This is a genomic window from Pseudomonas sp. LBUM1670 (assembly GCF_059695695.1).
Genome location: NZ_CP166783.1, coordinates 4,394,303 through 4,417,004 on the forward strand (window position 1 = coordinate 4,394,303; position 22,702 = coordinate 4,417,004).

General features: G+C 59.6%; 23 protein-coding genes. 7 read left to right on the plus strand and 16 right to left on the minus strand.

All coding sequences use genetic code 11. From position 1 onward, the window contains the following. Nucleotides 1-149: 149 nt before the first annotated feature. The gene (locus tag ACA073_RS19995) at nucleotides 150-941 is read right to left on the minus strand and encodes a phosphate/phosphite/phosphonate ABC transporter substrate-binding protein (RefSeq protein WP_497398902.1); all 792 of its coding nucleotides are present in this window, start codon (nucleotides 939-941) and stop codon (nucleotides 150-152) included. A gap of 136 nt (nucleotides 942-1,077) precedes the next feature. Continuing rightward, nucleotides 1,078-2,019, minus strand: coding sequence for a fatty acid desaturase (locus tag ACA073_RS20000; protein ID WP_497398904.1), 942 nt, complete (start codon nucleotides 2,017-2,019; stop codon nucleotides 1,078-1,080). 423 nt (nucleotides 2,020-2,442) lie between these two features. Between ACA073_RS20000 and ACA073_RS20005 the strand changes: the two genes are divergently transcribed. Continuing rightward, nucleotides 2,443-2,859 carry a GNAT family N-acetyltransferase gene (locus ACA073_RS20005; protein WP_497398906.1) on the plus strand — a complete coding sequence of 139 codons (417 nt, stop codon included), beginning with the start codon at nucleotides 2,443-2,445 and terminating at the stop codon, nucleotides 2,857-2,859. A gap of 136 nt (nucleotides 2,860-2,995) precedes the next feature. On the opposite strand, the gene def is transcribed toward ACA073_RS20005, so the two are convergent. From def to ACA073_RS20020, 3 genes are all read right to left on the minus strand, one after another. Continuing rightward, nucleotides 2,996-3,535: a peptide deformylase gene (gene def / locus ACA073_RS20010; protein WP_214378113.1), complete on the minus strand. Its 540-nt coding sequence runs from the start codon at nucleotides 3,533-3,535 to the stop codon at nucleotides 2,996-2,998. Beyond that, nucleotides 3,532-4,494, minus strand: coding sequence for a YihY/virulence factor BrkB family protein (locus ACA073_RS20015; RefSeq protein WP_497398908.1), 963 nt, complete (start codon nucleotides 4,492-4,494; stop codon nucleotides 3,532-3,534). The genes def and ACA073_RS20015 overlap by 4 nt, the downstream gene beginning before the upstream one ends. Before the next feature lie 171 nt (nucleotides 4,495-4,665). Next, the gene (locus ACA073_RS20020; protein ID WP_497398910.1) at nucleotides 4,666-4,857 is read right to left on the minus strand and encodes a CsbD family protein; all 192 of its coding nucleotides are present in this window, start codon (nucleotides 4,855-4,857) and stop codon (nucleotides 4,666-4,668) included. A 200-nt stretch (nucleotides 4,858-5,057) separates the two neighbouring features. On the opposite strand from ACA073_RS20020, the gene ACA073_RS20025 reads away from it, so the two are divergent. Beyond that, complete coding sequence (locus ACA073_RS20025) at nucleotides 5,058-5,435, plus strand: hypothetical protein (RefSeq protein WP_008032995.1); 378 nt, start codon at nucleotides 5,058-5,060, stop codon at nucleotides 5,433-5,435. 180 nt (nucleotides 5,436-5,615) lie between these two features. Here the strand turns inward: ACA073_RS20025 and fadD1 are convergent, their stop codons facing one another. After that, nucleotides 5,616-7,316, minus strand: a complete 1,701-nt coding sequence (gene fadD1 / locus ACA073_RS20030) for a long-chain-fatty-acid--CoA ligase FadD1 (RefSeq protein ID WP_497398912.1) — start codon at nucleotides 7,314-7,316, stop codon at nucleotides 5,616-5,618. A gap of 394 nt (nucleotides 7,317-7,710) precedes the next feature. Continuing rightward, nucleotides 7,711-9,399, minus strand: coding sequence for a long-chain-fatty-acid--CoA ligase FadD2 (gene fadD2 / locus ACA073_RS20035; protein WP_497398914.1), 1,689 nt, complete (start codon nucleotides 9,397-9,399; stop codon nucleotides 7,711-7,713). A gap of 226 nt (nucleotides 9,400-9,625) precedes the next feature. Between fadD2 and ACA073_RS20040 the strand changes: the two genes are divergently transcribed. Both ACA073_RS20040 and ACA073_RS20045 read left to right on the plus strand, forming a co-directional pair. Beyond that, nucleotides 9,626-10,570 (plus strand): alpha/beta hydrolase, encoded by a 945-nt coding sequence (locus tag ACA073_RS20040; RefSeq protein ID WP_497398916.1) that lies wholly within the window; start codon nucleotides 9,626-9,628, stop codon nucleotides 10,568-10,570. 41 nt (nucleotides 10,571-10,611) lie between these two features. Further along, nucleotides 10,612-11,082, plus strand: a complete 471-nt coding sequence (locus tag ACA073_RS20045) for a MaoC family dehydratase (protein WP_008151121.1) — start codon at nucleotides 10,612-10,614, stop codon at nucleotides 11,080-11,082. 153 nt (nucleotides 11,083-11,235) lie between these two features. Here the strand turns inward: ACA073_RS20045 and ACA073_RS20050 are convergent, their stop codons facing one another. From ACA073_RS20050 to ACA073_RS20065, 4 genes are all read right to left on the minus strand, one after another. Next, nucleotides 11,236-12,093: an efflux RND transporter periplasmic adaptor subunit gene (locus tag ACA073_RS20050; protein ID WP_497398918.1), complete on the minus strand. Its 858-nt coding sequence runs from the start codon at nucleotides 12,091-12,093 to the stop codon at nucleotides 11,236-11,238. 10 nt (nucleotides 12,094-12,103) lie between these two features. Next, the gene (locus ACA073_RS20055) at nucleotides 12,104-12,310 is read right to left on the minus strand and encodes a DUF1656 domain-containing protein (protein WP_497398920.1); all 207 of its coding nucleotides are present in this window, start codon (nucleotides 12,308-12,310) and stop codon (nucleotides 12,104-12,106) included. Next, nucleotides 12,297-14,285 (minus strand): FUSC family protein, encoded by a 1,989-nt coding sequence (locus ACA073_RS20060; RefSeq protein WP_497398922.1) that lies wholly within the window; start codon nucleotides 14,283-14,285, stop codon nucleotides 12,297-12,299. The genes ACA073_RS20055 and ACA073_RS20060 overlap by 14 nt, the downstream gene beginning before the upstream one ends. 182 nt (nucleotides 14,286-14,467) lie before the next feature. Then, nucleotides 14,468-14,935 carry a ferritin-like domain-containing protein gene (locus tag ACA073_RS20065; protein ID WP_497398924.1) on the minus strand — a complete coding sequence of 156 codons (468 nt, stop codon included), beginning with the start codon at nucleotides 14,933-14,935 and terminating at the stop codon, nucleotides 14,468-14,470. 203 nt (nucleotides 14,936-15,138) lie between these two features. On the opposite strand from ACA073_RS20065, the gene ACA073_RS20070 reads away from it, so the two are divergent. Further along, a complete protein-coding gene (locus ACA073_RS20070; protein ID WP_003213031.1) occupies nucleotides 15,139-15,375 on the plus strand; it encodes a DUF3820 family protein in 237 nt (78 codons plus the stop codon). A gap of 9 nt (nucleotides 15,376-15,384) precedes the next feature. Next, nucleotides 15,385-16,566, plus strand: coding sequence for an aminotransferase class V-fold PLP-dependent enzyme (locus ACA073_RS20075; protein WP_497398927.1), 1,182 nt, complete (start codon nucleotides 15,385-15,387; stop codon nucleotides 16,564-16,566). A 2-nt stretch (nucleotides 16,567-16,568) separates the two neighbouring features. On the opposite strand, the gene ACA073_RS20080 is transcribed toward ACA073_RS20075, so the two are convergent. From ACA073_RS20080 to zwf, 4 genes are all read right to left on the minus strand, one after another. After that, the gene (locus ACA073_RS20080; protein ID WP_497398929.1) at nucleotides 16,569-17,294 is read right to left on the minus strand and encodes an intradiol ring-cleavage dioxygenase; all 726 of its coding nucleotides are present in this window, start codon (nucleotides 17,292-17,294) and stop codon (nucleotides 16,569-16,571) included. Between the two features lie 263 nt (nucleotides 17,295-17,557). After that, nucleotides 17,558-18,223 carry a bifunctional 4-hydroxy-2-oxoglutarate aldolase/2-dehydro-3-deoxy-phosphogluconate aldolase gene (locus tag ACA073_RS20085; protein ID WP_497398931.1) on the minus strand — a complete coding sequence of 222 codons (666 nt, stop codon included), beginning with the start codon at nucleotides 18,221-18,223 and terminating at the stop codon, nucleotides 17,558-17,560. Between the two features lie 17 nt (nucleotides 18,224-18,240). After that, complete coding sequence (gene pgl / locus ACA073_RS20090) at nucleotides 18,241-18,954, minus strand: 6-phosphogluconolactonase (RefSeq protein ID WP_497398933.1); 714 nt, start codon at nucleotides 18,952-18,954, stop codon at nucleotides 18,241-18,243. Next, nucleotides 18,941-20,410, minus strand: coding sequence for a glucose-6-phosphate dehydrogenase (gene zwf / locus ACA073_RS20095; RefSeq protein WP_497398935.1), 1,470 nt, complete (start codon nucleotides 20,408-20,410; stop codon nucleotides 18,941-18,943). Before zwf ends, pgl begins: the two co-directional genes overlap by 14 nt. 242 nt (nucleotides 20,411-20,652) lie before the next feature. Between zwf and ACA073_RS20100 the strand changes: the two genes are divergently transcribed. Continuing rightward, on the plus strand, nucleotides 20,653-21,513 hold the full coding sequence (locus ACA073_RS20100) for a MurR/RpiR family transcriptional regulator (protein ID WP_214384917.1): 861 nt from the start codon (nucleotides 20,653-20,655) through the stop codon (nucleotides 21,511-21,513). Nucleotides 21,514-21,643: 130 nt separating this feature from the next. Here the strand turns inward: ACA073_RS20100 and ACA073_RS20105 are convergent, their stop codons facing one another. Further along, complete coding sequence (locus tag ACA073_RS20105) at nucleotides 21,644-22,498, minus strand: D-hexose-6-phosphate mutarotase (RefSeq protein ID WP_497398937.1); 855 nt, start codon at nucleotides 22,496-22,498, stop codon at nucleotides 21,644-21,646. Nucleotides 22,499-22,702: the final 204 nt, after the last annotated feature.

Sequence of the window (22,702 nt, forward strand, 5' to 3'; positions counted from 1 at the left end):
TTATATTCGATTATGGAATTTAAGTTTGAGGGTGATCGTGTGATCGCCTTCGCGGGCAAGCCTCGCTCCTACAGATTCTGTGCCGATCATCAATCCAGAGATCGACACAGAACTTGTAGGAGCGAGGCTTGCCCGCGAATGGTCTCCAGTCAACGCAGGCGCCGGAACCCCAACACCTCGGCTTCCTGTTGATAGTCGAGAACAATTTGATAGTCGCTCTCGCTCGCCGGCAGCACCTCCTGCAAACCAAGGACTTCAGCCACATCGGGCAGCTCCCGCAACGCCTCGTTCATCACCTGCCGCAGCGCCTCAACCTGTTCATCGCTAACAGGCGCAGCGGTGATGTACGGCAAGGTCGGGCTGAACGCGCTACGCACCACCACTCGCAGCCCCGCCACTTCCTCTTCGGCGTGGCGCGAGAGGTAGGCGAAGGTCACGCTGTCGATGGCCGCCAAATCGGCCTGGTCTTCACGCAGCCAGCGCAGGCTCTCGCGGTGGCTGCCGCTGATACCGACACTGGCGAAGAACTGCCCGTCGCGGTGCAGCGGCGCCAGTCGCTGACGCAGCAAATTCATGCCGCTGTTGGAGTCTTCGCCGTTGATCACACCACGGCTGCCAAAAAACGCAGGCAAGGTCCGGCGTGGATCATCGGCGCGGCTCAACAAAAGGCTGCAATGGTTGCCTCCCGTACTGTCCGGCAGTTCGTAGCGAGGCCGGCCGATGACCCGAACCTGGCCGCGCAATGCGGTCATCAGCGGATAGCCGCAGGTTTGGGTCAGCAGCAAGTGCGGGGACAGCCATAGCTCCATCAGCGACAGTTTTTCGGCATTGCGGCGAGTGGTGCCCAGACGCTCGAGGATTCGCGTCAACCAGCGCTCGTTGGCCTGGCGGACCGGTTCGGGGGCGACGTACATGAGTAGCTCAGCGATGTCTTGAGTCATCAAAATATCCCATACAACAAAATTCAAATGTGGGAGCGGGCTTGCTCGCGAAAGCGGTGTGTCAGTCAACATCATTGTTGAAATTAAACCGCCTTCGCGAGCAAGCCCGCTCCCACAAGGGGGAATGCATTCGCACTCAGTGGAACGGGTGTTTCGGGCTGTCGATCGCCTTTATCCCATTCTCGCGCCACAACTGGCCATAACCCTGCACCAGAAACCCGCCGCTGCGCGCCAGCCACTGCTCGCGGCGCGTGTGATAGGCGCGGGGCAAGTCGTACCAGGGCAGGCCCGGCAAGTCGTGATGCACCAGATGAAAATTGAGGTTCAGGAACAGCCAGCGCCACGGCCAGGCAGCTTCATTGAGCACGGTGCGTTGCTCGGGTTGCGCATGGGGTCGGTGTTCGTAGTAAGAGCGGATCATCGCAATCGACAGCGCCGGCACACTGATCAGCAACAGGTAATGCCACACCGGCAGCACGCTGTAACGGGCGATGAACAGCAACATCAGCAGGGTCAGCGCGCCGTGGGTCAGCCACATCAACCAGGCCTGCCGCTGACCCGCTTTCAGACGTTGCAGTTCTTCCCCCGCCAGCGCCAGCAACGCCAGCGGTGCACCGAGGAGGAAGCGCCCGAGCAGGGTTTTGTTCAGCCAGTGCAAGCTCTGTTCGAACAGTGAACGGCCCTGCCACTGCTCGGCGCTCAGGTAGTGGCTTTCCGGATCGATACCAGGCAGGGTCAGGTCTTCGTCGCGGTGATGCAGCAAGTGGCTGTCGCGATACAAGGTGTAGGGATACCAGACGGCGAACGGTGCGTAGCCGAGGATTTTGTTCAGGGTGGTCCAGCGCGTGGGATGCCCGTGGAGCAATTCGTGCTGCACCGACAACCAGAGCACCACCAATGGAATCAACCACAGCGTGCTCCACCACACACCCAGTCGGGCACTGCCCAGCACGATGCTGAACCAGCCGGCGTACACGCCGATCAGCAGCAACCAGGTCGGCCACTCGGTGCGCGCGGTCAGGCGTTGGCGCAGGGTTTCGATTTCTTCTCGGTGGGCGCTATCGAAGTAATGGGGCATGGCGTTGCTCAGATCGGGGACCAGTCCCCTTCTGTGCAATGGCGCCGGGAAATCTTGCAGATTATTTGGTTATTTCTTCTAAACGCGTGTGGCGAGGGAGCTTGCTCCCGTTGGACTGCGTAGCAGTCCCTTTGAAGGACCGCTTCGCGCCCCAGCGGGAGCAAGCTCCCTCGCCACAAGTTCACTGTCAGGCTCGGTTGCTGCGGGGATCAATGGCCGAACACATCCACCTTCTTGGCCTTCTTGTCCGCGCGTTTCTCATCGGCGGTTTTCGCCGGTTTCTTCTTTGCCGCTTTTTTTGAATCCATGCCTTTGGCCATGATACGTACTCCACTCATACGGGATGTGAGATCAGGTATACACCTATCGCCGGGCGTGCGTTCTTTTATAATCGCGCACTTTGAGCACACACAGACCCCACCCATGCCCGACACCCAGTACACCTTGCTCGCCGAGCCGCTATGGCCCTTGATGAACAAATTTTATCGTGCTCACCAATCGTCGATGAAAGCGGTGCGAGACGCTCAATTGTGGGTCGCCAGACGCGACGAGATCATTGGCGCCCTGTGCTTGCGCCCGGTCTCGGGCGGGCATTGGCTGACCGGTTTGTTCGTCGATCCGGCGTGCCGCGAACAAGGGATTGCGGCGGCGTTAATCGCCGAAGCGGTGAAAGGTCTCGAACAACCGGTGTGGCTGTTCTGTCATCCGGACTTGCGCGACTTTTATGAACGACGCGGCTTTACCTGCGATCCGACCATGCCTTACGCCATGGTCGAACGGTTGAGCCGTTATGCGCGCAGCAAGCCGATGATTGCGATGGGCCTGGAACCGGTCGGGTAGCCTGCAGAGATTACTGTGGGAGCGGGCTTGCTCGCGAAGGCGGAGTGTCAGTCAGCATTGATGTCGCCTGACACTCCGCCTTCGCGAGCAAGTCGAATCGTCGCACCGCCGCTCCCACAATGGTTTTGTGGTGGTTTCAATCGTCGGCGTTGGGATCGAGATCCGGGAACATCACTTCGGTGAACCCGAACTTACTGAAGTCGGTAATCCGCGACGGGTACAACCGGCCGATCAGGTGATCGCATTCGTGCTGCACCACACGGGCATGAAAGCCCTCGGCAATGCGCACGACCGGCTCGCCCTTGGGGTCGAAACCTTCATAACGAATCTGCTGGTAACGATCCACCGCGCCGCGCAGGCCGGGCACCGACAGGCAGCCTTCGAAACCCTCCTCCATCACCGGGCTCAACGGCGTGATCAGCGGATTGATCAGAATGGTCTGCGGCACCGCTTCGGCATCCGGATAGCGCTCGCTGTGCTCGAAACCGAAGATCACCAGTTGCAGGTCCACCCCGATCTGCGGCGCAGCCAGGCCGACCCCGCCGACGCTTTCCATGGTCTGGAACATGTCGTCGATCAGTTGCCACAACTCCGGGCTGTCGAACATTTCGGCCGGGACCGGCGGTGCAACACGCAGCAGGCGCTCGTCGCCCATTTTCAGGATTTCACGGATCATTTTATGACTTCGTCAGTGGGTGGCTTGATCGAGTGATCCCGACCCAGCCCGGAAACGTGGTGTTTCTCTTCATGGACAGGACCATGCTCGCCGGGGACCTTTTCGCCGGGGTCCTTGCCTTCGGTCGACATGTGTTCGATCACCGCATTCATTTCCGCGCCAAGCAACAGCACCGCCGCGGAAATATAGAAGTACAGCAACAACACGATGATCGCGCCGATACTGCCATACATGGCGTTGTAGTTGGCGAACTCCTTGACGTACAGACCGAAACCCACGGACGCGAGGATCCACACCACGACGGCCAGCACCGAACCCGGCGTGATAAAGCGGAACTCCTGTTTGACGTCGGGCATGACGTAATAAATCAGCGCCACGGCCACCATCAGCAGAATCACCACCGCCGGCCAGCGGGCGATGGTCCACAGCGTGACGATGAAGTATTCGAGGCCGACTTGCGCCGCGAACCAGGTCATCACCTGCGGCCCGAGCACCATCAGTGCAGCGGCGATCAGCAACATGCCGGCGATGCCGACGGTGTAGATGATCGACAGCGGAAAACGCTTCCACGCCGGACGGCCTTCGACCACGTCGTAAGCAGCGTTCATCGCGCTCATCATCAGTCGCACACCGGCAGACGCCGTCCACAGGGCGATCACGATACCGACCGACAACAAGCCACCCTTGGCTTGCTGGAGTTGGTCAATCACCGGGTTCACCTGCTCCAGCGCCTGGGGCGGCAGGACCAGTTCCGATTGCAGGCGCAGCCAGGAGAAGAAGTCCGGCAGGTGCAGGAAACCGATCAGGGCGATCAGAAAAAGAATGAAGGGAAACAACGAAAACAGCATCTGATAGGCCAGCGCCGAGGCATAGGTCGACATCTCGTCGTCGACGAACTCGGTGACCGTGCGCACCATCACACGGTGGATGGGCAAACCTTTCATGTCCGGGAAAATCATGAGCGTCTCCTTTTCGCCGCAAATCGGTTGAAGTCGTGGCGACTCAGGGGCCGTTTTCTACATCAAAGTAGCCTACTTGGCGACTTTGAAACAATTTCCGTGAGCAAGTTCAGGCTGACACAAAAACGGCCATCCGCGGATGGCCGTTTCTGATACACATCAAAAGTCGAATCAAGCCTTGTCGACACCTTTTTTGATCGCGTCCTTGGCTTTGCCTACTGCTTGCTGAGCTTCGCCTTTCCTTTCCTGCAGTTTGCCTTCGGCTTGCAGTTTGGTGTTGTCAGTCGCCTTGCCGACGCCTTGCTTGACGTTGCCGACCGCTTCGTTAGCCATGCCTTTTACTTTATCGCCAGTGCTGCTCATGGTGTTTCTCCTGTGAACAAATCAATGAGAAAAGTCGTTACACAAGGATTGACCGGAGGCGTTTGCGCGGAGTTTCATTTATTTTCACCGCGACATTTCATCGTTCAGTGCAGGTTGCGCTTTATGTTTGCCGACCAACCCCCGAGAATGCGCAACGTATTCAGGCCGTGGCGCTGAAGATCCAATCCCGTAGGAATGTTATGAAACTCGATAAAAAGCAGGCCATTGCCCGCAGAAACCAGGAACTCGGCGGTGCTGTGCTTGGCGTCAACAACTGCCATTTCGCCGAATTGAACCGCAACCGCAACATCTGGTGGTTCGATCTCCCGGTGGCGCGTCTGGCCATTGGTCAGTACGAATGGATTCACCTGCTGATGCACACGCCGGACACCGACGAACTGCTGCACCTGAAAGTGCCGACGGTGTTCCTGCGCGAGAAGCTCGAAGGGCTGGTGGTGCGCAACCAGGGCAAGCGCAAGGCTGCGTTGAGCCTGGAATTGAGTGCGGACAAGGATTCGTACTTGCAGGACATGCGCCCGGCGGGCACCAACGTCAATTTCGCGCCGTTCCGCCAGTAGGCCAAAAGCAAAGCAAAAGCAAAAGCTTCGCGAGCAAGCCCGCTCCCACATTTTGGATTGCATTCTTTCTGCAGGAACTCGGTCAAATGTGGGAGCGGGCTTGCTCGCGAAAGCGGTCTGACAGGCGCTGAAATCTTGATCAGAAACAAGAAGCCCCGCATCTGCGGGGCTTTTTGTTTATTACGCGCCTACTTTCTTCGCATTCAGCTTCTTCAGCTCTTCATCCCGCAATTCCCGACGCAGGATCTTGCCAACGTTGGTAGTCGGCAGCGCATCGCGGAACTCGACCGAACGCGGCACCTTGTAGCCGGTGACGTTGGCACGCATGTGATCCATCACCTGGTCCTTGGTCAGCGTCACACCCGGTTTGGCGACGATGAAAATCTTGATCGCCTCGCCCGACTTCTCGTCCGGCACGCCGATGGCCGCGCATTGCAATACGCCTGGCAGGGTCGCGAGTACGTCTTCCAGTTCATTCGGGTACACGTTGAAACCGGACACCAGGATCATGTCTTTCTTGCGATCGACGATTCGCATGTAGCCGTCAGGCTGGATCAGCGCGATGTCACCGGTCTTCAACCAGCCTTCGCTGTCGAGCATTTCATCGGTGGCTTCCTGGCGCTGCCAGTAGCCCTTCATCACCTGCGGACCTTTCACACACAGCTCGCCGATCTCGCCCAACGGCTGCTCCACGCCGGCATCGTCGATGACTTTGCACAGGGTCGACGGAACCGGGATACCGATGGTGCCGATCTGGATGTGCTGAATCGGGTTCACAGTCGCCACCGGGCTGGTTTCGGTCATGCCGTAACCTTCGCAGATGGCGCAACCGGTGACCGCTTTCCAGCGCTCGGCCGCCGCCAGTTGCAGGGCCATGCCGCCGGACAGGGTGACTTTCAGCGCCGAGAAATCCAGCTTGCGGAAGCCTTCGTTGTTGCACAGGGCAACGAACAGGGTGTTCAGGCCCACGAAACCGCTGAACTTCCACTTAGACAGTTCCTTGACCATCGCCGGCAAGTCGCGCGGGTTGCTGATCAGGATGTTGTGGTTGCCGATCAGCATCATCGCCATGCAATGAAAGGTGAACGCATAGATGTGGTACAGCGGCAGCGGCGTGATCAGGATCTCGCAGCCTTCGTTGAGGTTGGACCCCATCAGCGCCTTGCACTGCAGCATGTTGGCGACGAGGTTGCGATGGGTCAGCATTGCGCCCTTCGCCACGCCGGTGGTGCCGCCGGTGTATTGCAGCACCGCCACGTCGCTGCCGGCCGGGTTGGCTTCAGCCACTGGCTGGCCATGGCCCTTGCTCAACACGTCGTTGAACTTGATGGCTTTGGGCAAGTGATACGCCGGGACCATCTTCTTCACGTATTTGATGACGCTGTTGATCAGCAGACGCTTGAGCGGCGGCAAGAGGTCAGCCACTTCGGTGACGATGACATGCTTGACGCCGGTTTTCGGCACGACGGTCTCGGCCAGATGCGCCATGTTGGCCAGGCACACCAGGGCTTTGGCGCCGGAGTCGTTGAACTGGTGTTCCATTTCCCGCGCGGTGTACAGCGGGTTGGTATTGACCACGATCAGCCCGGCGCGAATGGCACCGAACACCACGACCGGGTACTGCAAGACGTTGGGCAACTGCACGGCGATTCGATCGCCCGGCTGCAAGTCGGTATGCTGTTGCAGGTAAGCGGCAAAGGCACCGGACAATTCGTACAGTTCACCGTAGGTAATCGTCTTGCCCAGGTTACTGAATGCCGGTTTGTCGGCGAAGCGTTGGCAGGACTGTTTCAACACTGCCTGAATATTCGGATACTCGTCCGGATTGATGTCGGCAGCAATCCCGGCAGGGTATTTATCCTTCCAGAAGTCTTCGATCATGGAAGCCCACTCCTCAGCAACGCGAATTCAAATATCGCATTTGATGCGATTATTATTGGTGTTTTATTGTTGGTGAGTCTGGCTTTTACAGAAGGCCTAGATGTCACAAAACGCGCCGAGAGTAGCAGCTTTGCATAGGGCCTACTAGAGCCAAAAGTGTCCTACAAAGTCACGTTTGTGACTCAAGAATTACAAGCGGTCATTTTAGAGCAAAGATTCTATAAAAGCTCTGAACCCCCCTGAAACCGGGGCTTAAGGCGACAGTGTAGGAGCGAGCTTGCTCGCGAAAAACCAGAGGCCGCCGCGTGACTTCAGGTTTCTCGCGTTATCGTTGACGACCTTCGCGAGCAAGCTCGCTCCTACAGCGAACGCGCGAAGCGCGGCCATTCACCGATCAGGCAATATCCCGCAACTCCCGCCGCAGAATCTTGCCCACCGGCGTCATCGGCAACGACTCACGCAACACGATGTGCTTGGGCACTTTGTACGCCGTGAAGTTTTCCTTGCAGTAGGCCTTCAGCTCTTCAAGGCTGACCCCCGACTCACGCGCCACCACAAACAACTTCACCGCCTCGCCCGAACGTTCGTCCGGCACACCGATGACTGCGCAGTTGGCGACTTTCGGGTGAGCCATCACCACGTCTTCGATCTCGTTCGGGTACACGTTGAAACCCGAGACAATGATCATGTCTTTCTTGCGATCGACGATGCGCACAAAACCGTCCGGGTCGATCACCGCGATGTCGCCGGACTTGAACCAGCCTTCGGCATCCAGCACTTCGGCGGTGGCTTCGGGTTTCTGCCAATAGCCCTTCATGATCTGCGGGCCCTTGATGCACAGTTCGCCGCGCTCGCCCATCGGCTGCTCGACGCCTTCATCGTTGATGACTTTCAGCGTGGTGCCCGGCACCGGCAGGCCGACCGTACCGATTCGCGACTTGTTGCCGTACGGGTTGGTGCACGCCACCGGCGAGGTTTCGGTCAGGCCGTAGCCTTCGGTGATGCGGCACCCGGTCAGTTGCTCCCAGCGCTCGGCGGTGGCCTTGACCAGCGCGGTGCCGCCGGAGTTGGTCAGTTTGAGGCTGGAGAAATCCAGGGTCTTGAAATCCGGATGGTCCATCAACGCGACGAACAGTGTGTTAAGCCCCAGCAAACACGAGAACCGCCAGTTCTTCAGTTCCTTGATGAAACCGCCAATGTCCCGTGGATTGGTGATCAGCACGTTGTGGTTGCCGGTCACCATCATGCACATGCAATTCGCGGTGAAGGCATAGATGTGGTACAGCGGCAGCGGCGCGATCATCACCTCCTGGCCTTCGCGCAACAGCGGCTGGCCATCGTTGCCGAACTGCCCCAGGCACGCCCGCACCTGCTGCATGTTCGCCACCAGGTTGCCGTGGGTCAGCATCGCGCCCTTCGCCAGGCCGGTGGTGCCGCCGGTGTATTGCAGCACGGCGATATCGTTGAGACCGGCGTTGAGTGGCTTGATGCCCAGGCCCCGGCCCAGGCGCAGCGCGCTCTTGAAGGAAATGGCCTGCGGCAAGGAATAGTCCGGAACCATTTTCTTGACCTTGCGCACCAGGGTGTTGACCAGCCAGCCCTTGGCGGCGGGCATCATGTCGCCCATCTTCGCTTCGATCAGGTATTGCAGGTCGGTGTCGGGCAGCACTTCCTGGACCTTCTGCCCGAAGATGTTCAGGTAGACCAGCGCCCGGGCACCGGAATCCTTGAACTGATGACGCATCTCCCGCGCGGTGTACAGCGGGTTGGTGTTGACCACGATCAGCCCGGCGCGCAACGCACCAAACACGGCAATCGGGTATTGCAGGACATTGGGCATCTGCACCGCGATGCGATCCCCCGGCACCAGGTCGGTGTGGGTTTGCAAGTAACCGGCGAACGCGGCGCTGTAGCGTTCCAGCTCGGCGTAGGTCAGGGTCACGCCCATGTTGCTGAAGGCCGGGCGGTCAGCAAATTTCTTGCAGGAACGCTCGAACACCTCGATCACCGACTTGTAGGCCCCTTGATCGATGTCCAGGGGCACGCCGGCCGGGCGTTTGTCATTCCAGAAATCAGGTTGCATTGTTCTTGTCCTCTTTACCTGAACCTATCCGGGGGCCGCTTTCTGCTGTCTTGAAAACAAAAAGCAAAATGCGGAGCTTCACGGACACTAGCAGCTATGACGAAACAGGCAAATATGCCAATGGGCGACATTGATCCTGTGAATCTCGGTGCCGTGGCGTGGCCTGATCAGACGGCAAGCGAAGGATGCGCTATACAATGCACCGAGCCCATGCAAAGGAATCGCCATGATCCACGACACCTTCTGGCTGACCGCGAGTGACCGCAGCCGCCTCTTCGTCAACCAGTGGCTGCCCGCCGCGCCGTTGAAAGCGGTGATCCTGCTGGCCCACGGCATGGCCGAGCACAGTGATCGCTATGCCCGTCTGGCCGAAAAGTGCTGCGAACAGGGCTACGGCGTTTACGCGCCTGACTTGCGTGGACATGGCAAAACTGCCGAAAACGGGACACTCGGTCATTTCGCCGATGACGATGGCTGGTGCAAGGTGGTCGGTGACCTGGCCAGCCTCAATCAGCACATCGGCCAGCAACATCCCGGCGTGCCGATCGTGCTGCTCGGCCACAGCATGGGCAGTTACATCGCTCAGGCTTATCTGCTGCATCACAGCGCCAGCCTGCACGGCGCGGTGCTCAGTGGTTCGAATTTTCAACCTGTGGCGCTTTATCGCGCGGCCCGGCAGATCGCCCGCCTCGAACGATTGCGCCAGGGACCGAAGGGTCGCAGCGCGCTGATCGAATGGCTGTCGTTCGGCTCGTTCAACAAGGCCTTTAAACCGGCACGCACACAATTCGACTGGCTCAGCCGCGACCCGGCGGAGGTCGACCTGTACGCCAACGATCCGCTCTGCGGCTTTCGTTGCACCAATCAGCTGTGGATCGATTTGCTCGGCGGCTTGCAGCAAATCAGCAAAGCGTCCAATCTCGCTCAGCTTGATCCGGGCCTGCCGCTGCTGGTGATTGGCGGTGAATGTGATCCGGTGAGCGAAGGCAAGCGTCTGAAAGATCTTGCCGAGGCGCTACGCGCCGCTGGCAGCCAGAGCCTGCAACTGACGATTTACCCGCAGGCACGGCATGAACTGTTCAACGAGAGCAATCGCGATGAAGTGACGGCCGACGTGCTGAGCTGGATCGCGCAAGCCCTGAGCCACCGCCGCCCACCCCGATCCGAATAGTTTTTTTGTGGTTTTTTTATTTGTCACAGGAATTGAAACCGATGACCCAGGTTACCAACACCCCTTACGAAGCCCTTGAAGTCGGGCAGACCGCCAGCTACAGCAAGACGGTCGAAGAGCGCGACATTCAACTGTTCGCCGCGATGTCCGGTGACCACAACCCGGTGCACCTGGACGCCGAGTTCGCCGCGGGCACCATGTTCAAGGAGCGTATCGCTCACGGCATGTTCAGCGGCGCACTGATCAGCGCAGCCGTTGCCTGCGAGTTGCCTGGGCCGGGCACCATTTACATCGGTCAGCAGATGAGCTTTCAGAAGCCGGTGAAAATTGGCGACACGTTGACGGTGCGTCTGGAAATTCTCGAGAAGCTGCCGAAGTTTCGCGTGCGCATTGCCACTCGCGTGTTCAACCAGCGTGATGAGTTGGTGGTGGATGGCGAGGCGGAGATTCTGGCGCCGCGCAAGCAGCAGACCGTAACGTTGCCGACACTGCCGGCGATCAGCATCGGCTGATCGACCGTCCCCCTGTGGCGAGGGAGCTTGCTCCCGCTGGGGTGCGCAGCGCCCCCAAAATCCGACACCGCGGTTAATCTGACTAACCGTGGTGGCAGGGTTTACGACTGCTTCGCAGCCGAGCGGGAGCAAGCTCCCTCGCCACAGTGACTTCTAGCGCTCCTGCACCTGCACACTCGCCGTCATTCCCGAACTCAAGTTGATCCCCTCGGGCACCTTTTCCAGTTTGATCCGCACCGGGATCCGCTGCGCCAGCCTCACCCAGTTGAACGTCGGCTCCACCTCCGCCAACAACTGCCCATCCGGCGTGGTGTTGCGATCGGTAATCCCGCGGCTGACGCTTTCCACATGCCCTTGCAGCGCCTCGCCCGCACTCATCAACCAGACCTTTACCGGATCGCCGACACGAATCCGCGGCAGTTTGGTTTCTTCGAAATACGCCTGCACATAGAACGTCGAATCGTCGATCAGTGCCATCACCGCTTGCCCGGCATTCACGTAATTGCCTTGGGCCAGACGCAAATTAGTGATGTGTCCGCTGCGTGGCGCATGAACCTGGCTTCGGGCGAGGTTGAGTTCGGCCACCTTGGCTTCGGCCTGGGCTTCGCGCAGTTCGCCAAGGGCGATGCCGGCGTTGATTTGCGCATTCTCACGCAGCTCGGCACTGATCGCCTGCGGGCCGAGGGCAGCGCGGCGACTGGCTTCGCGCTCACGCAGATTGAGTTGTTGCTGACGGGTTTGTACCACCGCTTGCGCCTTTTCCAGCGCGGCTTCAAACCGGTCGCGGTCAATGCTCAGCAACAGATCGCCGGCTTTCACTGGCTGGTTATCGAACGCCTTGAGTTCACGCACCCAGCCCGATACGTCCGGGGCGATCACCACCACATCGGCGCGAATCCGCGCATCCCGCGTCCAGGGCGTGAGCATGTAGTACTGCCACAAATGGAAACCGGCAAAAATCGCCAGCGCCACCAGGCACAGGGTGACCGCGACACGTACGGATGTACGCATGTTCAACTCCTTATAAAGGTCCGAGGACGACGGTGATCAGGGTCAATACACAGACGTACAAGGCGCAATCGAATAACGCTTCGTGCCAGATCCAGCGGCCGGCCGGGGTCAGGCGCAACAGCAGGCGCAAGCCTGCGGTGACGAACAGCGCCAGCAGCACATAAATCAGAAACGGGCTGAGCAGCACGCCGCCCACCGACCATTCACGCAAGCCCATGGCTTTGCTCCTGTTGACGACACCATGCGCGCCAGCTGTTCTGCAATTGCAGCACGGCGCCCTGGGCCAGTTTCACCGGGTCGCTGGGCGGCAACGCGTACAAGGTTTTCAAGAATTCTTCGCTGGGCTGTTCCAGGGCATCGGCACAATGACCGCTCGGGCCATGTTCGAGGACTTTTTCCAGCGCCTCAAGATAGCGTCGCTGCGGCGCACTGACCGGCACCTGCGCCGCCGCCAGGCTCAAGCGCAAATGCAGCAATTCGTCGCCGATGTCCAGACCGAGCAAGCCGTCATCCCAACGACTGCGCGCCGGCTCCGGCAGTTCCGGATAGTGCCGCGCCAGTTGCAGTAAACGGTCGGCCATGCGCCCGCCGAACCAGCTTTCGGCACCGGGCAGATTGCGCCGGGTCAGGCGCACCAGATCGTCGAGGGTTGCCGCCAGCAAACGCCGACCGTGCCAGGCCGGGTTGCGCAGGATCAGCAAGTGAAACGCCAACACGGCGGCACCTACGCCCATCACCATGGCTTGAGCGCTGTTGAGGAACGTCGCGACGTCGAACTTCATCGCATTGAGCGGCGAGACCAGAACGATGAAGACCATGCAGAACGCAGTGGCCGTGGCGCCGATCTGTGGCTTGGCCATGCCCAGCGCACCCAGAAACAACGGCACGCCCATGCCCATGCAGAGCAGCTCGAAACCGCTCCATTGCGGCAGCAGAATCTGCCCGACGATAAACGCCGCCGGTATCGCCAGAAAAATCCCGCGCATAAAACTCATGCCGATTTGCGCGCCGTTTTCGCGACTGGCGAACAGGCTGCACACCACGCAGGTCAGCACCAATGCGCCTGAGGCGGCGGGCCAGGCAGTCGCCAGCCAGAAACACGACACCACCAGAAACGCCAAGGCACTGCGCGCCCCGAAGACCAGTGCCAATGACAGGTCGCGGTGCGGGGTGAGGGTGCGCGGCGGGTCGACGGTTTCCTTGCCCTCCTCCACCGCGGTCAATGCCGCGTTCGCCGCCATCGCGGTGTCCATCAGCAGGGTAAAACGGACCAGGCAATAACTCTGCGCGGAACTGATCTGTGGATCATGGGACGCATCGAGCAAGCGTGGTCGCAAGGCTTGCAACGTCGCGGTATCCGGGCTGGCGAGTGCTTCCTGAACCTCTGTCATCCACGGCATCAACTGTTCGGCTTCCTGTGGTTCCAACTGCTTCCACTGACGGTGCACCGAACGGGCAATGCGCAGCAGCATCAACAGTTTCTGGCTGAGTCCGCTGATGGCCCGCGCACGTTGACGGCCGAGCCCGCCTTCGAACCAGGCGTGCTCGCGCTGAGCATCCACCGCGACGATCCGGCCGAGGATTTCCAGCAGGCCCTTGCGCGCCTGACCATCGCCGGCCAATGTTGCGTGCGCGGCATTCATCCCGCTCTGCCACGCGGCTCGCGCCTGATCCGCCAGTTGCCGCTCAACCCGCATCGGCCACAGCAACGCACTGGCGGCGGTGGCGCAGAGAATGCCCAGACAGATTTCCGTGCCGCGCGCCACGGCTTGATCAAACACCGTCAGCGGATGGGTGATGGCCGGCAACGCGATGATTGCCACGGTGTACCCGGCCAGCACAAACGAATAGGACCAGGCACTGCGCAGCAAGGTCGAACTCGCCGTACACAGCCCGAGCCACAACGCCAATGCCAAAAGAAACAACCACGGCGTCTGTGCGAACAGGCTCATGAACACCACCGACATGATCGTTCCGATCAGCGTCCCCAACACGCGCGCCAAGCCTTTTTGCACCACCATCCCGGACAACGGCTGAGCAACGATGAACGCCGTCATCAACGCCCAGGCCGGTTGTTCCAGCCCCCAGCGCAATGCCAGCCACAGCGCGAGGCCGCCGCCGAGCAGGGTCTTGATCGCAAATTGCAAGGCGCGGCGGTCAGGCGCAAATAAAGCCTGCAGAGTGATGGGCACGTAAAGCTCTCACGGTTTAACGATTGTAGGAGCTGCCGAAGGCTGCGATCTTTTGATCTTGCTTTTGGCGACATTCAAAAGATCGCAGCCTTCGGCAGCTCCTACAAGGGCAATTACCGTGTTAATTCCCGGGCACAAAAAAAACGCCAGACTGGCTGGCGTTTTTGACAGGCTTTGCGCGCTTACGAGCGTGCGCGTGCCTGGTTACGCAGGGCTTTCACCTGATCGTGATTGCGTTGCACGCCGTGATACTGACGTTCAACCAGGTCACGAATGCCCACCAGGTTGTGCTTGTTGATTTTCTCGATGGCTTCTTTGTAAGCCTTCAGCGCATGGTCTTCACCGCGTTCGGCTTCGTTCAGCACGGCTTCTTCGTCCTTGCCGGTGAACATGGCTTTCACGTCGACCCAGCGACGATGCAGGTCGCCGCTGACGCTGGTGGAAGTTTCCGGATCGCCACCCATCGAACGCACGGCGGTTTGCAGTTCCGAAGCCGCAGTGGCGCAGTCGGCGGAACGCTGGATGAACAGCGTTTTCAGTTCTGGATGTTTGATGTCTTCAGCGCAGGTCTTGAACCCTTCCTGACCGTCTTTGCTGGTTTCAATCAGGTCGTTGAGTACAGAGATCGCTTCTTTATTCATGTCGGTCATTTTCAATTCCTCACGGGTTGATGAAAGATGCAATAGCTATTGCACCCTGCATGCCAGCTTTGAATTGATAACTTAGTTCTTAAATTTCAATGATTTAACTTTTAATTGGAAATCTGTATCCGCTTTTTTTGCATGATCTGTCATTTGGCCTGCATGCAGAATGCCTGTATTTTCCAGACTGATTGAATCAAGACGACTGATTGATGAACCCTGAAAAACTCGAACTGCTGATTACCCGCGAAATGCCCTTCGGCAAATACAAGGGACGCATCATTGCCGACCTGCCCGGTCCTTACCTTAACTGGTTCGCTCGTGAAGGCTTCCCCCATGGCGAACTGGGCGGCTTGCTGGCCCTGATGCAGGAAATCGATCACAACGGTTTGTCAGAGCTGCTTGAACCGCTGCGCGCCAAACATGGCAAACCCGCCCCTCGCCACTGAGCTGTCCGCATGCCCGACAACACCCGCCGCGCCCGTGATGAAATGTTTTGGCAGACCTTTGCCGACCGCTATGCCGTCGAAGCCGGCCCGGTGAATCTGGAAAACGGTTACTTCGGGCGCATGTCGCGCACGGTGGTCGAGGAATACCAACGCAACATCGAACTGATCAACCGCAGTAACTCGGTCTATGTACGCCAGCGTTTCGAACAGGGCGAAAACCTTGCGATCCTTGCCCAGCTTGCCGACCTGATTGGCGTGACGGCAGAATCCGTCGCCTTCACCCGCAACGCCTCGGACGGCTTGCAATCGCTGATCCGCAATTACAATCGCCTGCAGCCGGGCGATCAGGTGCTGATCTGCGATCTGGAGTACGACACGGTCAAAGGCGCCATGCGCTGGCTCGCGCGTCATCGTGGCGTGGAAGTGATCGAGATAGAACATGCGCACCCCGCCAGTTTCGACAGTTTGCTGGCCACCTATCACGACGCCTTCGTGCGTTATCCAAAACTCAAGCTGATGGCGCTGACCCACGTCACTCACCGCACCGGGCTGGTGATGCCAGTGAAGGCAATTGTCGCTGCCGCCAAGGAATACGGTATCGACGTGATCCTCGACGGCGCCCATGCCCTGGGTCAGATCGAATTCAAGCTCGATGACCTCGGCGTCGCATTCGCCGGTTTCAACCTGCACAAGTGGATCGGTGCGCCCTTGACCCTGGGCTTCATCCATATCGCTCCGGAGCGCCTGGCCGACATCGACCCGGACATGGGCGAGATGCATTTCCCGGTCACCGACATTCGCGCCCGCACGCCTTACAGCACGCCCAACATCCCGGCGCTACTGACACTGCCGCTGGTGTTCGAGGAGCATCGGGCGATGGGCGGTTCTGCCGCCAAGGGTGCACGGCTCAATTACCTGCGTAACCATTGGGTTAGCGCCGTGCGTGACTTACCGGGCATCGACGTCATGACCCCGGATGACCCTCGGCTGTATTGCGGCATTACGTCGATGCGTTTTACCCGCCATGTCGACCAGCAAGCGATGGTCGAGCGGCTGCTCAAGGACTACAACCTGTTTACCGTGATGCGCAGCGGTGCAGCGTCTGGCCCGTGCATCCGCATTACGCCGGGGCTGACCACCACCGCAGCGGACATGGATGCGCTGAGCGAAGCACTGAACGAGCTGCGCTGACCTCATACGGTGTACTTGTCAAAGTCCTCGGGTTTGATCTGCGAGGAAGCCGCAAACGTGTCGATGCCGATGGTCATGTGGCCGAAAAAGCCGTCTTCTTTCGAGTCCCGGCTGAGGCTGTGAACGGTCAGGGTCGAGGCTTCGCCGCCCATGGTTTCATAGAGAACGTCCTGGTTGTTGGTCAGTGGCGCAACGCCACGGCCGCTGTACTCCCGGGTGTTGAGCACCGAACGTGAAGCCACTTCGGGAAAGTAAAGCTGACCTACCCAGGCGACGTGACGTTCTTCCAGATAGTTGTTGCCGGCCGTCACGCGTACAGCGACGTGGATGTGCAGCGCGCGCCCGGCATAGAAACCCGGGTAGATCGTGGTAAAGCGCACGATGCCTTTGCGGTCCGTGAACTGGCCGCCGCGCAGGTACGTATCGTCATCGGTGCGCGGGATCGCGCCGATATCGTCGGCGTCGACTTCCTTGTCCGGGTCGATCTTGCTCCAACCCGAATACGCACCACGCGCATTGCAATGCCAGATATCGACGATGGTGCCGGGGACCGGCTGACCGGTCATCGCATCGACGATCGTCAGCCGCAGCACCAGGGGAATGCCATCCATGCCTTCGCTGATGTTTCGTCTGATCAGTTTCGGGTTTCGAAAATACGGGCCGGCGATCTGTTCGGGTGACAGCACGTGAGCCGGTTGTGCGGAGGTAACTGAAGTGTTGTCGTCCATGACGTTCTCTCTTCCATAAGATGAACGCAGGTTAACGCCGGACGAGCGGCGAGAGGCGGTAACTATGTATCGCGTGATGTCCCCCTGTGGGAGCGGGCTTGCTCGCGAAAGCGGTGTGTCAGGCAATATTGATATCGACTGACACGACGCCTTCGCGAGCAAGCCCGCTCCCACAGGTTTTTTCGCGGGCAAAAAAAAACGGTGCACCGACCAAGCGCACCGTAAAGCCGTAGAACACACAACGAAGTGTCAGGTAAAAACAATCAGTCCAGCAGCGCCAAGGCCTCGGCGGTGCATTCCTGAATGCGGGCCCAGTCGCCGTTCTTGATCCACTCCGGATCAAGCATCCAGCTACCGCCCACGCACATCACGTTTTTCAACGCCATGTAGCTTTTGATGTTAGCAGGGCTGACGCCGCCGGTCGGGCAGAATTTCACTTCGCCGAACGGGCCGCCCAGGGCTTTGATTGCCGCGACGCCGCCACTGACTTCCGCCGGGAACAGCTTGAAGCGGCGATAGCCCAGACCGTAGCCTTCCATGATGCCCGAGGCGTTGCTGATGCCCGGCAACAGCGGGATCGGGCTGTCGACGCTGGCTTCGAGCAGGTCACGGGTGATGCCCGGCGTGACGATGAACTGCGAACCCGCCGCTTCAGCGGCGGCCAGCATGTGGCGATCGAGCACGGTGCCGGCACCGGTCACCAGTTCCGGACGCTGCTCGCGCAGGATCTGGATGGCCTTGAGGCCGAATTGCGAACGCAGGGTCACTTCCAGGGCGGTCAGGCCACCGGCCGCGAGGGCGTCGGCCAGCGGCAGCACGTCCTGTTCGCGAGCGATGGTGATCACCGGCAGAATCCGCGCCTTGGCACAGAGGCTGTCGATCAGGGCAACTTTGTCCGCCATGGAAACGGTCGGGGATGGGCTTGTCATAGCGGCTGTTCCTTGGCTCATGGGCACCAGTAAATCTCTAACGTAGGTTGCAGAAACGCGCGAATCGGCATGGCGGCGACATCGTCACCGGCCAATGCGGCACTCAAGGTGGTCAGCTTGGACTGACCGGAAATCGATAGAACAGTGTGTCTGGCCGAGGCCAGCAGCGCGCGACTCATGGTCAGGCGTTGATGCGGCACGGTCGGCGCCAGCATCGGGTAGCAACGACGCGTGCCGTCGCTTTTCAAGGCGTCGACCAGGTTCGGGCTGTTCGGGAACAGCGACGCGGTGTGACCGTCGTCGCCCATACCGAGGATCAGCACGTCGATCGGTGGCAGCTCTGCTAACAGGCGGTCGGCTTGCTCGGCCGCTTGTTCAAGGTTGGCGCTGGCGCTATAGAGGCTCAGAAATTGAGCCTTGGCCGCCAGACCTTGCAACAGGTAACGCTTGAGCAGACCGGCATTGCTGTCGACGTGTTCCACCGGCACCCAGCGCTCGTCGGCCAGGGTCACCACGACCTTGGACCAGTCCAGCGTCTGCTTGGCCAGGTGCTGGAAAAACGCCACCGGACTGCGACCGCCCGAGACCACCAATGTCGCGGTGCCCGAGGCGTCAATCGCTTCGCTCAGTTGTTTAGCCACTTTCAGCGCCAGGCCTTCGGCCAGCAGCACCGGACTTTTGAACGCATGGGCGCTGACGCCCTGCGGCAATTGCAAATTAGATATCGCCATACCACGACCTCCCATCCCGCGTGATCAGAGCAATGGAGCTCATCGGTCCCCAGGACCCGGCCGCGTACGGCTTGGGCGCATCACCGGATTTTTTCCACCCGGCGATCAACTGGTCACACCACTTCCACGCGGCTTCGATTTCATCTTTACGGACAAACAGGTTCTGATTGCCGCGCATCACTTCCAGCAACAACCGCTCGTAGGCATCGGGAATCCGTGCGCTGCGCCAGGTGTCGGAAAAATTCAGCTGCAACGGACCGCTGCGCAGCTGCATGCCCTTGTCCAGGCCTTGTTCTTTGGTCATCACGCGCAAGGAAATGCCTTCGTCCGGTTGCAGGCGGATAATCAGCTTGTTGCTGATTTGCAGGCGCTGCTCCGGGGCGAAGATGTAGTGCGACGGTTCCTTGAAGTGGATGACGATTTGCGACAGCTTCTGCGGCATGCGCTTGCCGGTGCGCAGGTAGAACGGCACGCCGGCCCAACGCCAGTTGCGGATGTCGGCACGCAGGGCGACGAAGGTTTCGGTGTCGCTCTGGGTGTTGGAATTCGGTTCTTCCAGGTAGCCCGGCACCGGTTTGCCTTCGCTGTAACCGGCAATGTACTGGCCGCGCACCACCTGAGTGGTCAGGCCTTCCGGACTGATCGGCGCCAGCGCCTTGAGCACTTTGACTTTCTCGTCGCGGATGCTGTCGGCGGACAGGTCGGCCGGTGGGTCCATGGCGATCAGGCAAAGCAGTTGCAGCAGGTGATTCTGGATCATGTCCCGCAGCTGACCGGCCTTGTCGAAGTAGCCCCAGCGGCCTTCGATCCCGACCTTCTCGGCCACGGTGATTTCCACGTGGGAGATGTAATTCTGGTTCCACTGGGTTTCGAACAGGCTGTTGGCGAAACGCAGGGCGATGAGGTTTTGAACGGTCTCTTTGCCCAGGTAGTGGTCGATGCGGTACGTGCGGTTCTCCGGGAAGAACTGCGCCACGGCGTCATTGACCTTGCGCGAGGATTCCAGATCGGAACCGATGGGTTTTTCCAGCACGACGCGGGTGTTTTCCGTCAGGCCGACCTTCGCCAGGTTCTCGCAGATCGCACCGTAAACAGCGGCCGGCGTGGCGAAATAGGCAATCACTCGTTGAGCGCTGCCGGCCATTTCGGCCAGGGCCACATAGTCTTCGGACTTGAGGAAGTCGACGTGCAGATAACTCAAACGGGCCAGAAAGCGTTCGAGCACCGCTTCGTCCAGCTCTTTGGCCCCGACGTAGCGACGCAGCTCGGAAGCGATGAATGCCAGATGCTCCTGCTCGCTGCCGGGCTCACGGGCCAGCGCGATGACTCGCGTGTCCTCGTGCAACAGGCCTGCGCCATCAAGTTGATAGAGGGCAGGAAACAGCTTGCGCAAGGCCAGATCGCCGAGGGCGCCGAACAAGGCAAAGGTGCACGGTTCAACCGTAATCGAAGGCATGATGTTTGTTCTTTTATCAAGTTAAGCTACAAATACCTTTTTTCAAGGCATCGCTCAAGAGAAAATGTAGTAATAACCACAACATTTTCGCAAAATATAGATTCCGAGTGGTGGTCAGTCGGAGCCATCAGTAGGATAGGCCACCGCTTGGGGCCGCATCAAAGGCCCAATTTGCATAGCAACACCCTTATTTGCATTGCAGAGCACTCTTGTAGGCGAACCAAGGAAACCATATGGACCGCGTGCGAAATTTACTGGAACAGATCCAGAATCGCCTTGAAGACCTGAACAAGGCGGAACGCAAAGTCGCCGAAGTGATCCTGCTCAACCCACAGCAGGCCACCCGGTTCAGCATCGCCGCCCTCGCCCAGGCCTCCAAGGTCAGCGAGCCGACGGTCAACCGTTTCTGCCGTTCGTTCGGCGTCAGCGGTTACCCGGAGCTCAAGCTTCAACTGGCCCAGAGCCTGGCCAGCGGCGCGGCGTATGTCAGCCGTGCGGTCGAGGCCGACGACAATCCGGAAGCCTATACCAAGAAGATTTTCGGCAGCGCCATCGCCTCGTTGGACAGTGCCTTGCAGGCCCTGGACCCGAGCCTGATCAGCCGCGCTGTCGACCTGTTGATTCAGGCCCGGCAGATCCACTTCTTCGGCCTCGGCGCCTCGGCCCCGGTGGCGCTGGATGCGCAGCACAAATTCTTCCGCTTCAACCTGGCCGTCACCGCCCATGCCGACGTGCTGATGCAGCGCATGATCGCGTCAGTGGCCCACACCGGCGAGTTGTTCGTGATCATTTCCTACACCGGCCGCACCCGCGAACTGGTGGAAGTGGCGCGTATCGCCCGGGAAAACGGCGCTTCGGTGCTTGGTCTGACAGCGGAAGGTTCGCCGCTGGCCAAGGCCAGTACGCTGAGCCTGAACATTCCGCTGCCGGAAGACACCGACATCTATATGCCGATGACGTCGCGGATCATTCAGTTGACCGTGCTGGATGTGTTGGCGACCGGGATGACGTTGCGTCGCGGGGTGGATTTCCAGCCGCATTTGCGCAAGATCAAAGAGAGCCTGAATGCGAGTCGGTATCCGGTGGGGGATGAGTTCAACTAGCTCCTCTATTGCCTGCCAGGGCCTCTTCGCGGGCAAGCCTCGCTCCTACAGATTATCGGCGCTCTCGCGACTGGCGTAATCCTGTAGGAGCGAGGCTTGCCCGCGAAGGCGTCGGTTGTAACACCGCAAATTACGCGCCCACCCGCGCCTGCAAACTCAAATGCGCCTTCTGCCCCGGCGCCAGACTCAGGCTATCGGTGCCGCCGCTCGCCGCTTCCACACAGACAAACTCGGAAATCTCGTTCCAACTGACACCCAATAGCGGCCGCGCCCCCGGGTGCCAGACCACCGTGTCCGCATCGTCACCCGTATCAATGCACAACTCCCGCTGCCAGGCGTGGTCCTTGAGCTGCAATTCACCGTCATGCTGGAACACGCGCTGACAGCCACCCTCCACCCGTAACTCGCCTTCCTGCTGGCAAACCTGACGGTTCAACTGGTCATAACCTTGCACACCGTCGAGCCCAGACAGCGCTATCTCGCCGACATCACCAATACGCCAATAGGCATGCAACGCCTGGCTCAACTGGCACGGCAGGCTGTCCTGATGTTCGGTGCTCAGGCGCAAATCCATGCGTTCGCCAAGGTGGGCATGCAAGTCCACTTGCCAGTCGCACAACTGCAGTTGCCAGTGCAGGCGCACACCCTCTTCGTCATGGCTGCTGTCGAGCAGTTTCCAGTCCAGCAACCGCGCCCAGCCATGGGATGGCCACGCATTTTCACTCGGATGCCGGCCGTACCACGGCCAACACACCGGAACGCCGCCACGAATCGCGCCAACGTGCGGCCACTTCGCTGCGCACCAGAGCCAGGGTTTCTGGCCCTTGGGCTGGAAGTGCAGCAACTGCGCGCCCTGACGACTGAACACCGCCTGACACAGCGGATGATCGATCACCAGCACATCGCGCATCTGATAGCGCTCCCACGCGAACACCGGACGCTCGCGCAAGGATTTGAAGAAGCGTTGTAGCGGATGCTCATGCATGTGCCACGGTCCTGAAAATCATGGGTGTACTCGTCTATCCAAACAGCTCGCACAGTGCTTTTTGTGGCGAGGGAGCTTGCTCCCGCTGGGCTGCGAAGCGGCCCTAAAACAGCCACCGAAATTCTCCAGACAAACCGCACTCATCGGACTTGCGACTGCTTCGCAGCCGAGCGGGAGCGAGCTCCCTCGCCACAAATGCAATCG